Annotated in this window: 13 protein-coding genes; 6 read left to right on the top strand and 7 right to left on the bottom strand. The window is 69.9% G+C overall.

Translation table 11 applies throughout. The features are described 5' to 3' along the window. Positions 1-48: 48 nt before the first annotated feature. The 3 genes from ACXDC7_RS00525 to ACXDC7_RS00515 all read left to right on the top strand — a co-directional run bounded on the left by ACXDC7_RS00525 (position 49) and on the right by ACXDC7_RS00515 (position 2,911). The gene (locus tag ACXDC7_RS00525) at positions 49-864 is read left to right on the top strand and encodes a hypothetical protein (protein WP_459220830.1); all 816 of its coding nucleotides are present in this window, start codon (positions 49-51) and stop codon (positions 862-864) included. After that, the gene (gene fahA, locus ACXDC7_RS00520; RefSeq protein WP_179445326.1) at positions 861-2,063 is read left to right on the top strand and encodes a fumarylacetoacetase; all 1,203 of its coding nucleotides are present in this window, start codon (positions 861-863) and stop codon (positions 2,061-2,063) included. Before ACXDC7_RS00525 ends, fahA begins: the two co-directional genes overlap by 4 nt. Before the next feature lie 86 nt (positions 2,064-2,149). Further along, positions 2,150-2,911 carry a sulfite exporter TauE/SafE family protein gene (locus ACXDC7_RS00515; protein WP_459220829.1) on the top strand — a complete coding sequence of 254 codons (762 nt, stop codon included), beginning with the start codon at positions 2,150-2,152 and terminating at the stop codon, positions 2,909-2,911. A gap of 24 nt (positions 2,912-2,935) precedes the next feature. On the opposite strand, the gene hppD is transcribed toward ACXDC7_RS00515, so the two are convergent. Further along, positions 2,936-4,141 (bottom strand): 4-hydroxyphenylpyruvate dioxygenase, encoded by a 1,206-nt coding sequence (hppD, locus tag ACXDC7_RS00510; RefSeq protein ID WP_459220828.1) that lies wholly within the window; start codon positions 4,139-4,141, stop codon positions 2,936-2,938. Positions 4,142-4,251: 110 nt separating this feature from the next. Between hppD and ACXDC7_RS00505 the strand changes: the two genes are divergently transcribed. Continuing rightward, entirely contained in the window at positions 4,252-4,731 is a 480-nt protein-coding gene (locus ACXDC7_RS00505) for an Lrp/AsnC family transcriptional regulator (RefSeq protein WP_459220827.1), read from the top strand. Between the two features lie 487 nt (positions 4,732-5,218). Here ACXDC7_RS00505 and ACXDC7_RS00500 read toward each other — a convergent pair whose 3' ends face one another. After that, positions 5,219-5,887, bottom strand: coding sequence for a helix-turn-helix domain-containing protein (locus ACXDC7_RS00500; RefSeq protein WP_179445332.1), 669 nt, complete (start codon positions 5,885-5,887; stop codon positions 5,219-5,221). 224 nt (positions 5,888-6,111) lie between these two features. Here ACXDC7_RS00500 and ACXDC7_RS00495 point away from each other — a divergent pair, with 224 nt between their 5' ends. Both ACXDC7_RS00495 and ACXDC7_RS00490 read left to right on the top strand, forming a co-directional pair. Then, positions 6,112-7,509 carry a mycothione reductase gene (locus ACXDC7_RS00495; protein ID WP_459220826.1) on the top strand — a complete coding sequence of 466 codons (1,398 nt, stop codon included), beginning with the start codon at positions 6,112-6,114 and terminating at the stop codon, positions 7,507-7,509. Then, entirely contained in the window at positions 7,506-8,723 is a 1,218-nt protein-coding gene (locus ACXDC7_RS00490) for a glycoside hydrolase family 3 protein (protein WP_179445334.1), read from the top strand. The genes ACXDC7_RS00495 and ACXDC7_RS00490 overlap by 4 nt, the downstream gene beginning before the upstream one ends. 9 nt (positions 8,724-8,732) lie before the next feature. Here ACXDC7_RS00490 and ACXDC7_RS00485 read toward each other — a convergent pair whose 3' ends face one another. From ACXDC7_RS00485 to pstS, 5 genes are all read right to left on the bottom strand, one after another. Continuing rightward, positions 8,733-9,716: a DUF2510 domain-containing protein gene (locus tag ACXDC7_RS00485; RefSeq protein ID WP_459220825.1), complete on the bottom strand. Its 984-nt coding sequence runs from the start codon at positions 9,714-9,716 to the stop codon at positions 8,733-8,735. Positions 9,717-10,038: 322 nt separating this feature from the next. Next, positions 10,039-10,818, bottom strand: coding sequence for a phosphate ABC transporter ATP-binding protein PstB (gene pstB, locus ACXDC7_RS00480; protein WP_179445336.1), 780 nt, complete (start codon positions 10,816-10,818; stop codon positions 10,039-10,041). A gap of 37 nt (positions 10,819-10,855) precedes the next feature. Beyond that, positions 10,856-11,929 carry a phosphate ABC transporter permease PstA gene (pstA, locus tag ACXDC7_RS00475; RefSeq protein WP_459220824.1) on the bottom strand — a complete coding sequence of 358 codons (1,074 nt, stop codon included), beginning with the start codon at positions 11,927-11,929 and terminating at the stop codon, positions 10,856-10,858. Beyond that, on the bottom strand, positions 11,929-12,930 hold the full coding sequence (pstC, locus tag ACXDC7_RS00470) for a phosphate ABC transporter permease subunit PstC (protein ID WP_343045928.1): 1,002 nt from the start codon (positions 12,928-12,930) through the stop codon (positions 11,929-11,931). Before pstC ends, pstA begins: the two co-directional genes overlap by 1 nt. A 115-nt stretch (positions 12,931-13,045) precedes the next feature. Then, complete coding sequence (pstS, locus tag ACXDC7_RS00465; protein ID WP_179445338.1) at positions 13,046-14,146, bottom strand: phosphate ABC transporter substrate-binding protein PstS; 1,101 nt, start codon at positions 14,144-14,146, stop codon at positions 13,046-13,048. Positions 14,147-14,154 lie beyond the last annotated feature (8 nt).

The raw sequence follows: 14,154 nt of genomic DNA, 5'->3' as shown, positions 1-14,154 counted from the left end.
CGGTAATCGGACGAAGCTGTAATGATTTCGCGGTCAGGATGCAGTAGCGTGAGCGCCATGTCAACGCCGGACGACGTCCTCTTCGCGAGGCTGCTGGACGATGCCGCGGTGTTCCCGCCCGGCAATCATCCCGGGCCCGAGGCGGTACGAGCGTGGCTGGCCCGGCAGGGCACGGCGGACGCGGCGCTGGTCGGGCCGTTGCTGCTTCCGCCGGCGTTGGTCGCCGACGCCCTCGCCGCCCCCGAACCACTGGCGATCGGCGTGATCGGGCGGCCCGGTTCCGACCTGGATGAAGTGCTGGGCGCCGCCCGCGCGGCGGCCGGCTCGCCCGTGCACACCCTGGCGGGCATCGAGCTGGCAGCGGACTCGGAGTGGCGGCGTGGCCTCGACCTCGGCGTACCGCTTGCCGTCGAGATCGCCGCCGAGGACCTGCAGCACGTGCCGGCGCTGGCCGCGGCCGGCGCCAGGGCGAAGTTGCGACTCGGCGCCACCCCCGCGTACGCGGTTCCCCCGGCGAGCGAGGTTGCCCGGTTCCTGGTCGCGACCGTCGGCAGCGGCGCGACGGTGAAGTTCACCGGCGGGCTGCACCACCCGGCGTACCGCCGGCTGCCGGACGGCACCCACGAGTTCGGTTTCCTGAATCTGATCTTGGCGGTTGACGCCGCGCTGACCGGCGGCGATGTGGCCGAGGCGCTCGTCGGCGAGGACGCCCGCGCGCTGGCCGCGGAGGTGGCCGGCCTGGGCGCCGAGCGTGCCGGCGCGGTGCGCGCGCGATTCACCTCCTACGGCTGCTGCGAGGTGGCCGACCCGATCGGCGCGCTGCGTCGGCTCGACCTGATCCCCACCCCTGAGGAGCTTTCGTGAAGACCTGGCTCGACCTGCCCGCCGACGATCTCTTCGGCGTCGACAACCTGCCCTACGGGGTGTTCCGCGCGCCGGGGCAGGAGCCCCGGGTCGGGGTGCGGATCGGCGATCGGGTGCTCGATGCCTCCCGGGCGGCGGAGGGTACGCCGTTCGCGCAGGCCTGGGCGTACCCCAGCCTGAATGCCTTCCTGGCCGCCGATCCCGAGACCTGGCGGGCGGCGCGCGCGTGGTTGATCACCGCGTTCGCCGACGAGTCGCGGCGCGCGGAGATCGAGCCGCACCTGCTCGACCTGGCCGAGGTCGAGTTGATCTTGCCGATCGAGGTCGGCGACTACGTCGACTTCTATGCCAGCGAGGCCCATGCCACGAATGTCGGCTCGATCTTCCGGCCGGATGCCGACGCGCTGACGCCGAACTGGAAGCACCTGCCGATCGGCTACCACGGCCGGTCAGGCACCGTCGTGGTCAGCGGCACCGAGATCGCCCGGCCGGTCGGTCAGCGCAAGGCGCCGAGCGACCCGGCGCCGGTCTTCGGCCCGAGCGTCCGGCTCGACATCGAGGCCGAGCTGGGCTTCGTGGTGGGTGGGCGCACCGAGCTGGGCTCGCGGGTCGGCGTGGCCGCCGCCGAAGATCATCTGTTCGGGGTGGCACTGTTCAACGACTGGTCGGCGCGCGACATCCAGGCCTGGGAGTATGTGCCGCTCGGGCCATTTCTCGGCAAGTCGTTCGCCAGCTCGATCAGCCCGTGGGTGACGCCGCTGGAGGCGCTGCGCTACGCCCGGGTGCCGCTGCCGGCACAGGAGCCTGAACCCCTGGACTACCTGCGGGGCGAGGGGCTGTTCGGCCTCGACCTGCGGCTGGAGGTCAGGATCAACGACACGGTGGTCAGCCGGCCGCCGTACGCCGAGATGTACTGGTCGCCGGCGCAGATGCTCGCCCATCTGACCGTGAACGGCGCCTCGATCCGGCCCGGCGACCTGTTCGCCTCAGGCACGATCTCCGGCGGCCGGCCGGGCGAGCGCGGCAGCCTGCTCGAGTTGGCCTGGAACGGCACCGAGCCGATCGAGCTGGGTGGCGGCGAGACCCGCAGCTTCCTCGCCGACGGCGACACCGTCACCATCACCGGCTGGGCGCCCGGCCCCGACGGCGCGCGGATCGGCCTCGGCGAGGTCAGCGGGACGATCCTGCCGGCCCGCTGAGACGGGCGGGAGGCTCGGAGGGTGCGGGCGCCGGGCGAGCGTACCTCCGGGTGAGCGCCGCGGCGGCGATCCCCTAGGTTGGGCCGGTGCCAATCGAACACATCGTCCTGATCGCGCTGGCCGGGCTGTGGGCCGGCGCGATCAACACCGTCGTCGGTTCGGGCACCCTGGTCACCTTCCCCGCGCTGGTGGCGCTCGGCTATCCGCCGGTGACCGCGACCACCTCCAACGCGATCGGGCTGATCAGCGGCTCGATGACCGGTGCCTGGGGCTATCGGCACGAGCTGACCGGGATGCGCTCCCGGATCATCCGCTTCGGCGTGGCGTCCTTCCTCGGCGCGATCTGCGGCGCCGCCCTGCTGTTGCTGCTGCCGCACACCTGGTTCGAGGCGATCGTGCCGTTCCTGATCGGCTTCTCGGTGCTGCTGGTGGCCGTGCAGCCGCTGATCTCGCGCTGGACCAAGAAGCGGCAGGGCGAGGCGGCTGCGCCGGGGCGTACCTCTCCGATCGTGTACTTCCTGATCTTCCTGATCGGCATCTACGGCGGCTACTTCACCGCCGCCCAGGGGATCATGTTGATCGGTGCGCTCGGCCTGTTCCTGAGCGAGCCACTGCAGCGGCTGAACGGGATCAAGAACGTGCTCTCGGCGATCGTCAATCTGGTCGCCGGCGTGATCTATGCCTTCGTCGCGCCGGTCGACTGGCGTGTCGTGGCGATCATCGCGGTGAGTTCGATCGTCGGCGGGTTGCTCGGCGCGAAGTTCGGACGCAAGCTTCCCCCGCTGGCGCTGCGGATCCTGATCGTGATCATCGGCATTGCCGCGATCGTCTATCTGGTGATCACCTGACGCGCAACACCAGTGGGGTACGCCTCACAGATTGCCGCGGCGCTCCTGCTCGCGCTCGATCGCCTCGAACAGCGCCTTGAAGTTGCCCTTGCCGAAGCCGAGCGAGCCGTGCCGCTCGATCAGTTCGAAGAACACGGTCGGCCGGTCGCCGAGCGGCTTGGTGAAGATCTGCAGCAGGTAGCCGTCCTCGTCGCGGTCGACCAGGATGCCGCGCGACTGCAGCTCCTCGATCGGTACGCGTACCTCACCGATCCGGGCGCGCAGCTCGGGGTCGGAGTAGTAGGAGTCCGGGGTGTCGAGGAACTCCACGCCGTTCGCGCGCAGCGCGTCGACCGTGGCGAGGATGTCGTTGGTGGCGACGGCCAGATGCTGGGCGCCGGGGCCTCGGTAGAACTCCAGGTACTCATCGATCTGCGACTTGTGCTTGGAGACGGCCGGCTCGTTGAGCGGGAACTTCACCCGGTGGTTGCCATTGGCGACGACCTTGCTCATCAGCGCGGAGTAGTCGGTGGCGATGTCGTCGCCGACGAACTCCGCCATGTTCACGAAGCCCATCACCTTGTTGTAGAAGCCGACCCACTCGTCCATCCTGCCGAGCTCGACATTGCCGACAATGTGATCAAGGGCCTGGAAGAGTCGCTTCGGCTCGCCTGGCCGGCGTACCCGGCTCGACTCGGCCGGCCGGTAGCCCGGCAGATACGGGCCGTCGTAGCGGCTCCGGTCGACCAGGGTGTGCCGGGTCTCGCCGTAGGTGGCGATCGCGGCGGTACGCACGGTGCCGTGCTCGTCGGAGGCGTCGTGCGGCTCGACCAGCACCGTGGCTCCCGCGCGGCGGGCCTGCTCGATGCACTTGTCGACGTCGGGAACCTCGAGCGCGATGTCGATCACTCCGTCGCCGTGCCGGCGATGATGATCGGCGAGGACCGAGTCCGGATCGACGGCGCCGTTGATCACGAACCGGATCGAGCCGGACTTCAGGACGAAGGACTTGTGGTCACGCTGACCGGTCTCGGGCCCCGCATAGGCGACGAGGTCCATGCCCCAGACCAGTTGGTAGTAGTTCGCGGTCATGGTGGCATTGCCGACATCGAAGACGATCGCGTCCCAGCCGGTCACCGGGAAGCGGTCCGTCGCGGCGTCGTACTCGACCAGGCCGACGAGCTGCTTGAGCTGGTTCAGGTCGAGCTCGGCGTCGCGCTCGTCCGGGGTGAGGTTCAGCGTGTCAGTCATGGCACAAACTGTCGCGGTGTCCGTGTCACTGGGCAACCACTCGGAATCGATGTGATCACGGTGCGCAAAATGCTAGGCACAAAGGCGCTGCGTCTATACACTTTGCGGTCATGAAACGCGGCATCGACGAGCTGGACAGCCGGCTGATCACCCTCTTCTGCGAACGACCGCAGATCGGTGTGCTCGGCGCCTCGCGGACCCTCGGGGTGGCGCGGGCGACGGTGCAGTCGCGGCTCGACCGGCTGATGGAGCGCGGTGTGATCGCCAGCCTCGCACCGACGATCTCGCCGGCCGCCCTGGGCTACCGGGTGATGGCATTCTGCACGCTCGCCATCTCCCAGCGCGACGGGCACGACCGGGTGACCCGGCATCTGGCCGGGATTCCGGAGGTGCTGGAGGTGCACACCATCACCGGTGACGGAGACGTCTTCGCCCGGGTGGTGGCCCGCGACAATGCCGACCTGCAGCGCGTCATCGACCAGGTCGTCTCGGACGGTCTGGTGGTGCGGACCTCCACCGTGATCGCGCTAGCCGAGTTGTTGGGTACGCGGACGCTGCCGCTCGTCCATGCCGCCGTCGAACGTTCCTGACCCGGTCTTGCGCCGTCGGGACCTCGCGCCGAAAGCGACCACTGGTCGGGGTTTCGGCGGGTTTGGGGTTGAGGTGGTGGCCAGAACTGGGGCGAGAGGTCGGTATTGGCGGCTGGCGTGGGCTGACCCGGTGGGCCTGCGTTGGTCGGGCAAGCGTTGGTCGGGCAAGCGTTGGTCGGGCAAGCGAGGAAGGAGCGCCGGCGCCCCTCGCGCGCCCGAGACCTCGACCCCCTAGACCTCGCGCCTCCTAGACCTTGCGTCGCCGGCCTTGCGTCGTCGAGATCTCGTGCCGAAAGCGACCACTGGTCGGGGTTTCGGCGGGTTTGAGGGTGCGGTGGCGGCCAGAACTGGGGCGAGTGGTCGGTATCGGCGATAGGAGTGGACTCGACGGGCTCGATCGGCCGGGGACCCCGACGGGCTCGACCGGCCGGGGGTCTCGACGGGCTGGACAGGCGGTGACTCGACGGGCTCAAACCGGCGGATCGGCTCAGCCCGCGGCGCGGCGGAGGTCGTCGGCTGCGCGGAGGACGCGCGCGGCGTACTCCGGGCGATCCAGCTCGGTGAGCGCCACGACGCCGACGGACGCCTCGATCCCGGGCAGGCCGAGGACGGGGGCGGCGAGTCCGTGCGCGCCCGGCTGCAGTTCCCCGCTGGTCCGCACGGGTTCCGGCTGCGGCTCGGACCACCCGGCCTCCCGGCCCGCGATGATCGCGCGGCCGGCGGCGCCGGCGTCCAGCGGATGCCGCGTCCCCACCCGGTAGCCCACATGCAGGTCGGCGACCCGGGGCTCGACGACCGCGAGGGCGTACGCGGCATCGTGCTCGGCGACGGTCAGATGCGCGGTCACGCCCAGGTCGTCGGCCAGTGCGCGCAGCACCGGCATGGCAGTCGCGCGCAGCACCGGCAGCACGGCGCCCGCGATCCGGCCGGCGCCCAGGCCGAGGCGGATCCTGCCGTCCTCGCCCCGGGCCGCGAGCTCGTGCGCGCCCAACGAGGCCACCAGCCGGTAGATCACCGGCCGCCCGACCCCCAGCTCGGCCGCCAGCTCGGTGACCGTCCACCCGCCGGTGCGGTCGGCGCGGGCCAGCAGCTCCAGCACCGCGAGCCCGCGGTCGAGGGTCTGCGAGGTCTCGCCGCCAACCGAGCGCGCCGTCATGGCCCGACCCTATCCGGGACCCACGCCGCACCCGGGATCATGACGACGGCACCAGATCCTGGGTGCCCGGCACGCGCAACAGCGCGCGGCGAGCCGGGCGACCCCTCCGCGCCACACGCCCGGTACGCGTCGCCTCCGGTCCGCCGCCAACCCCACCAGGCGCGGGCGCGCCGCGCGGCGACCGTGCGCGGCAGGCGTTGATCGGGCATGGAACGATGGGGCCCATGCTCGGGCCGCGCGACCACTATGACCTGGCGATCATCGGATCGGGGTCGGGAAATACGATCGTCGACGAAGCGTTCGCGGACCGGACGGTCGCCCTGGTCGAGCGGAACCCGGTCTTCGGCGGGACGTGCCTCAACGTCGGCTGTATCCCGACGAAGATGTTCGTGTTGCCCGCCGATCTCGCGGCCTCGCCGGCGACCGCCGCGCGACTGGGCGTCGACCTGCGTCGCGAAGGGGTCGATTTCGGCGAGATCCGGGACCGGATCTTCGGCCGGATCGATCCGATCTCGGCCGGCGGCAGGCAGTGGCGCCAGCAGGCCGACAACCTGACGCTGTTCGACGGCGAGGCGCGATTCGTCGGGCCGAAGCGGCTGCGCGTCGGCGACCAGGAGTTCGGTGCCGACGAGATCGTGCTGGCCACCGGCAGCAGCCCCGTGCTGCCCGATGTGCCCGGGATGGACCTGCCCGGCGTACACACGTCCGACACGGTGATGCGGATCCCCGACCTGCCCGGCAGCGTGGTGATCATCGGCGGCGGGTTCGTCGCCGCCGAGTTCGCCCACATCTTCTCCGCCTTCGGTGCCAAGGTCACCCAGATCAGCCGGTCCGACGCGCTGCTGCGCGCCGAGGACATCACGATCTCGCGCCGATTCACCGAGCTGGCGGCCGAGCGGGTCACCCTGCGGCTGAATCAGGAGATCGTCGCCTGCGAGGAGGGGGCGGACGGGCGTACCGCCGTGATCACCCGCGACGCGGACGGCGTGGACTACACCTATCAGGCCGACATCGTGCTGGTCGCGACGGGTCGCGCGCCGAATTCGGCGCAGCTCGATCCCGCCGCCGGCGGTGTCAACGTCGACGATGCGGGCTATGTGATCGTCGACGACTACCAGCGCACGACCGCCGAGGGTGTGTACGCGCTCGGCGACGTCTGCTCGCCGTGGCAGCTCAAGCATGTGGCCAATGCCGAGGCCCGCGTGGTGAAGCACAACCTGCTGCATCCGGATGACCTGATCAAATCCGATCATCGATTCATCCCGCACGCGATCTTCACCGATCCGCAGATCGCCTCGGTCGGGCTCACCGAACAGGACGCGGTCGGCGGCGGCGTACCGCACGTGATCGCGATCCAGGACTACGGTGCCGTCGCTTACGGATGGGCGCTGGAGGACACCGATCACCTGGTGAAGCTGATCGCCGATCCCGATGGCGGCCAGTTGCTCGGCTGTCACATCATGGGCCCGCAGGCATCGACTCTGATCCAGCCCCTGGTGCAGGCGATGACCTTCGGCCTGCCGGCCCGCGAGATGGCCCGCGGGCAGTACTGGATCCACCCGGCCCTCACCGAGGTGGTCGAGAACGCGCTGTTGGCGCTGCCCCTCGGCGGTGGCCGATGATCAACACCACGCGGTTGCTCGCCGCAGGTCTCGCGGGTGCGGCGCTGTTCACCGCCTGTACGCCCCCTCCGCCCGCCCCGGGCCCGCAGCCGTCGGTGCCGACGACACCGAGTTTCGCCCCGAGCACCCCGACCGAGCCGCTGTGCGTGGACCTGGTCGACGCGATGGGCCGCAACGAGCAGATCGCCCAGTTGTTCATGGTCGGCGTCGACATCGGCAGCGGCAAGATCGATCCGGCGACGGCGAACCTGCTCGACGACACCGGGGTCGGGAATGTCTTGCTGCTCGGCAATTCCGAGGCCGGGGTCGCCGGCGTGAGCGAGATCGCTTCCTCCCTGCGCGGGGACTCGCGTCAGCCCGGCGGCGTCGAGTTGATGATCGCGGCCGACCAGGAGGGTGGCCGGGTGCAACGCCTGCAGGGCGAGGGATTCCCGGAGATGCCGTCGGCCAGCGCGCAGGCCGCGATGTCGGACGATGAGCTCACCGTCAACGCCCGGCAGTGGGGCGAGGCGCTGCGCCAGGCGGGTATCGACTACGACCTGGCGCCCGTTGCCGATGTGGTGCCGGCGGACAACAAGGACACCAATACGCCGATCGGTGCGCTGGATCGCGACTATGGTTCCGATCCCGCGCAGGTACGCCAGAAGGCGCAGGCGTTCATCAACGGGATGGACGAGGCCGAGATTGCGACCGCCACCAAGCACTTCCCGGGACTGGGACGGGTGGTCGGGAATACGGATCTGCAGGGGGAGGTGGTGGATTCCACCACCACCGAGGAGGATCTGCGCGACTTCGTCGGATACGAGAATCTCGACTCGGTGATGGTGTCGTCGGCGGTCTATGAGAACCTCGATCCCGGCACCCCGGCGGTCTACTCGCGCAAGATCATCACTGGCATGCTGCGGATCCAGCTCGACTGGTCGGGCGTGATCGTCTCCGATGATCTTGGAGTGGCCAAGGCAGCCGCGACCGAGCCCGTGGTGGAGCGCGGGGCGGCCTTCCTGGGCGCCGGCGGCGACCTGGTGATCACCGCCGACCCCGACACTCTGGCGGCGATGATGGAGGGGGTACGCCAGCGCGCCGTCTCCGACGAAGCCTTCGCCAATCAGTTGCCCGACAAGGCCGCCCGGGTGCTGGAGCTCAAGTCCGAGGTCGGCCGGGCCAACTGCCGTCCGGGACGTCCGTTGCCGACCCCGCCCGCCGCCGGGAACTGAGCCCGTGGCTCAGTCGACGCGCAACTGCTCCATCGTCTGCCGCGCCGGTTCCAGCAGCTCCGGTGAGGTGTCGGGGATCGAGGCGTAGTACAGCGCCGAGGTCGTGTCGGTGGTCTTCACGATCAACACGATCAACCGCTCGCCCTTGGTCTTCAGGTTGGGGATGTCGAAGCTGAGCTGGGACTCCACCAGCCACGCGTCGCGGCCGTCCACCGTCCGTGCCTCGTTGACCTGGTCGTCGCGGGTCACCTCGGCATCGCCGTAGAACGATCCGACGATGCAGTTGACCACGATCTCCGAACCCTGCTCCGGGGAGAAGAAGCCGTCACCGGCTGCCAGCTCCGCGATCAGCACGGACGCGACCCAACTGCTCATCCCGTCGTAGTTGGCCTCGATCGTCACCGACTGGTACTGGGTGTCGCGACCGAACGGGACCCGGTTGTCCGGCGCCGGCGACGACCAGGGGGAGCCGAGCGTCGGGTAGGACATGTTGCCGGCATGGACGCGACCGTCGTTGGGCTGCGGGGCCTGGGTCGGCGCCTCGCTGGGGAACGGCGGGCAGACGCTGGTCGGCGTGGGGATATCCGGCTCGGGACCGCCGGGCAGCCCCGGCTGTTCGCGGAAGCCGAACAGGCCCGGCAGGATGAACGCCCCGGCGATGATCAACACCAGGATCAGTCCGCCGCCGAGCACCCACCACAACACCCCGGAACGCGGGCGTTGGACGGGGTACGCCGTGGGCGCCCGGCCCGGCATCGGCTGGCCGGGTTGGGGCTGGCCGGGTTGGGGCTGGCCGGGTTGGGGCTGGCCAGGCTGTTGCTGGCCGGGGAACGCGCCGCGCTGGGCCGGCGGGGGACCGGCAGGGGCGCCTCGGCCGGGCGGCGGCGCACCCGGGTCCGGCGACAGCTCGTGGGACCATGCGGAGCCGTTCCAGTATCGGAACATGCCGCGCTGACCCCCGGGATCGGGATACCACCCTGCCTGGCCACTCACGCGGTTCAGTGTAGGTGGCCCGGGGGCGTACCCGGATCGAGCCGAACGTCCGCGTGCCGCGGTCTTGCCGGTGAATCCGCGGGCTCAATCGGCAGACGCGGGTGTTGCACCGCTCGCGGGTGCCGGTTCGGTTCGCGGATGTGGGGGTGTCGGTGGATCCGCGGGCTGGTTCGGCAGACGCGGGTGTTGTACCGCTCGCGGGTGCCGGTTCGGTTCGCGGATGTGGGGGAGTTGGTGGATCCGCGGCCTCAGTCGGCAGGGTGCACGCAAACACGCCCGCCGGAGACCGACGGGCGTGTGCGTGCGAAGGGACGGTGCCGGCTCAGCCGAACTTGCCGGTGATGTAGTCCTCAGTGGCCTGCTCCTCGGGCTTGGAGAAGATCTTCTCCGTCGGTCCGACCTCGATCAGGCGGCCGGGCTTGCCCTGGGCGGCGAGGTTGAAGAACGCCGTCTGGTCGCTGACCCGCGACGCCTGCTGCATGTTGTGGGTCACGATCACCACGGTGTACTTCTCCTTCAACTCGCCGATCAGGTCCTCGATGGCGAGAGTGGAGATCGGGTCGAGCGCGGAGCAGGGCTCGTCCATCAGGATCACCTCGGGCTGCACGGCGATCGCACGCGCGATGCACAGGCGCTGCTGCTGGCCACCCGACAGGCCCGAGCCGGGCAGGTTCAGCCGGTCCTTGACCTCGTTCCACAGGTTCGCGTGCCTCAGCGACCGCTCGACGAGCTCGTCGGTCGCCTTGCCCGACATCCGCGCACCGTTCAGCTTCACCCCGGCCAGCACGTTCTCCTTGATCGACATCGTCGGGAACGGGTTCGGTCGCTGGAAGACCATGCCGACCTGGCGGCGGACCTGCACGGGATCGATCTTGGGCCCGTACAGATTGTGATCATCGAGCAGCACCTTGCCCTCGACGTAGGCGCCGGGGATCACCTCGTGCATCCGGTTCAGGGTACGCAGGAAGGTCGACTTGCCACAGCCCGAAGGCCCGATGAAGGCGGTCACGGTACGCGCCTCGATCTTCAGGTTGACGTCCTCGACGGCCTTGAACTTGCCGTAGTAGACGTTCAGGTCCTCGACATAGATGCGCTTGCTCAACGAACTTTCCTTTCACCCAGGGGGATGGCGGGCATGATCAGCGGCCCTTCGGCGCGAAGCGCGCGGCAATCGCCCGGCCCGCGAGGTTCAACAACATGACGATCAGGATCAGCGTCAGCGCGCCGGTCCAGGCCCGCTCCAGGTACGCCGCGGCATCGCTGCCCTGGTCGACATAGGAGCGGTAGACGAACACCGGCAGCGTCATCATCGGGCCGTCCAGCGGGTCGTTGTTCAGCGACTGGGTGAAGCCCGCGGCCACCAGCAGCGGCGCGGTCTCACCGATCACCCGGGCAATGGCGAGCATCACGCCGGTGACCAGGCCGGCCAGCGCCGTCGGCAGGACGACCCGCAGCACCGTCCGCCACTTCGGTACGCCGAGCGCATACGACGCCTCGCGCAGCTCGTTCGGCACGAGCCGCAGCAGCTCCTCCGTGGCCCGGACCACGACCGGGATCATCAGCACCGACAGCGCCACCGAGCCCGCGATGGCGGTCTTGGTGCCCGGATCGAGGAAGATCACGAACAGCGAGTACGCGAAGAGGCCGGCGACGATCGAGGGGATGCCGGTCATCACGTCGACGAAGAAGGTGATCGCCCGGGCCAGGTTGCCGCGCCCGTACTCGACGAGGTAGATCGCGGTGAGCAGGCCGATCGGCACCGAGATCAGGGTGGCGATCCCGGTCACCCACAGCGTGCCGACGATTGCATGCACGGCGCCGCCGCCGGCGCCGACCACGCTGCGCATCGAATAGGTGAAGAACTCCGCGTCGAAGCGCGCCAGGCCGTTGGTCAGGGTCGCGACGACCAGCGAGATCAGCGGCACCAGCGCCAGCACGAAGGCCGAGCTGACCAGCACGGTGGCCAACCGGTCCTTGGCCTTGCGGCCGCCCTCGACGACGCTGGAGGCGACCACCGTGCCGATGGCGAACAGCAGCCACGCGACGATGATCGTGCGGACCGGGCTGAGGCTGCCGGCCGCGGCCCAGATGCCGGCGGACAGGACGAGGCTGGCGATCCCGATGCCGACCAGCACGGGCCAGCGCAACTGGTTGCCGGTCAGGCTGGGCGCCTGCGAGGGGTCGGAGGAGGGGGGTGCGGTGGTGACGGCCATCAGTTGGCTCCCGAGAAGTCCTTGCGCCGGCTGACGATCCAGCGCGCGATCATGTTGACGGCCAGGGTGATCACGAACAGCACCAGGCCGCTGGCGATGAGCTGGTTGACGCCGAGCCCGTAGGACTCGGGGAAGCTCAGGGCGATGTTCGCGGCGATGGTGTTCGGGTTGGTCGGCTGCAGCAGCGCGAACGAGATCAGCAGCGCCGGCGAGAGCACCATGGCGACGGCCATCGTCTCGCCGAGCGCCCGGCCGAGACCGAGCATGGCGGCCGAGACCAGACCGGGCCGGGCATAGGGCAGCACGGCGGTACGGATCATCTCCCACCGGGTGGCCCCCAACGCCAGCGCCGCTTCCTCGTGCAGGCGTGGCGTCTGCAGGAACAGCTCGCGGCTCAGGGCGGTGACGATGGGCAGGATCATCACCGCCAGCACCACGGCGGCGGTGAAGATCGTGCGCCCGGTGCCGGACGCCGGCGGGGCGAAGAGTGGGATGAAGCCCAGGTTGTCGGCGAGCCAGGAGTAGGCCGGCTGGAGCGCGGGGGCGAGCACGCTGATCCCCCACAGGCCGAAGACCACCGACGGCACCGCGGCCAGCAGGTCGATCACGTAGCCGAGTCCGGCGGCCAGCCGGCGGGGAGCGTAGTGGCTGATGAACAGCGCGATCCCGATCGACACCGGGACGGCCATCACCAGCGCCAGGAACGCCGCCCAGACGGTGCCGAAGACGAGCGGCCCGACCCAGGGCCAGAACGACCCGTAGGGCAGCTCCTCCGCCGGGGCGATCAGCGCCGGGGCGCCCTGCCAGAGCAGGAACGCCGCGACCAGCGCGAGCACGACCAGGATGATGATGCCGGACCAGGTGGCCAGGCCGCTGAAGACGGTGTCGCCCAGTCGGCTGACCGGCTTGCTGCTGGTGGGAGGTGTGACGGTGCCGGGTTCCATGGGGTCCTTCGGGGCCGGATCTGCGGCTGCGCGCGCGGCCGGTGTCACCTTGCTCATTGTTCTCCTACAAGACGGACAGTCGGTCGGGCCCGATCCACGGCCGTGCTGGGGACGGGGAGTGCATGCGGGCGCCTCGCGCACCCGGGAATGGTACGCGAGGCGCCCGCGATGCTCACTTGATGGCCTGCAGCGAGGTGGCGACGGCCTGGGAGGTCTCGTCGGACAGCGGCGCGATGCCGGCCGACTTCACCGCCTCCTGCTGACCCTCGGGCGAGGCGATGTAGGACAGGTACGCCTTGACCAGCTCGGCGGTCTTCGGGTCCTTGTACTGGTCGCACGCGATCGCGTACGAGACCAGCACGATCGGGTAGACGTCACCCTCGGCGTTCCGGTCGATCTCGATCGACTGGTCGTTCGGCGACAGGCCCGGATCCTCGACCTTCGGGGACTCGGTGACGATCGCCGAGGCGGCCTCCGGCGAGTACTCCAGGTACTTGTCGCCGACCTTCACCTTGACCACGCCGAGGTCACCGGCGCGAGACGCATCGGCGTACCCGATGGTGCCCGTGCCGTTGGTGACGGCATCGACCATGCCGGAGGTCTGCGGTGCGGCCTCGCCACCCTTGTAGGGCCACTCACCGTCCGGCTCCGCGTCCCACACCTTGGGGGCGGCGGCGTTCAGGTAGTCGGTGAAGTTCTCGGTGGTGCCCGAGTCGTCCGCGCGGTGCACCGCGGTGATCTGCAGATCGGGCAGCGTCGTGCCCGGGTTCTGGTCGGCGATCGCCTTGTCGTTCCACTTGGTGATCTCACCCTTGAAGATCTTCGCGATGGTCGGAGCGTCCAACTGCAGGCTGTCGACGCCCTCGATGTTGTAGATCAGCGCGATCGGGGAGATGTAGACCGGCAGGTTCATCGCCGAGCTGCCCTCGGCGCAACGCGAGCTGGCGAGCGCCTCCGGAGCCACCTCCTCGGGCTTCATCGCGCGGTCCGAACCGGCCCAGTCGACGCCGCCACCGGTGAACGCCTCACGACCCGCGCCCGAACCGTCCGGGGAGTAGTTGACCGTGACGTCCGGGTTGGCGGTCTGGAACTGGGCGACCCAGGCCTCCTGGGCCGACGCCATCGAGGAGGCGCCCGCGGCGGCCAGGGTGCCGGAGAGGGCGCTGCCGCCCCCCGCGTCCCCACCCGGCGTACCGCCGCCTTCGTTCGCGGCGCAGGCCGACAGCAGGAGTGCCGCCGAGGCAAGCGCGGCGGCGCCCACACGCATCTTCATAAGTGGTA

This window comes from Naumannella huperziae, from assembly GCF_054073625.1.
This window is presented reverse-complemented; position numbering and strand designations above follow the sequence as displayed.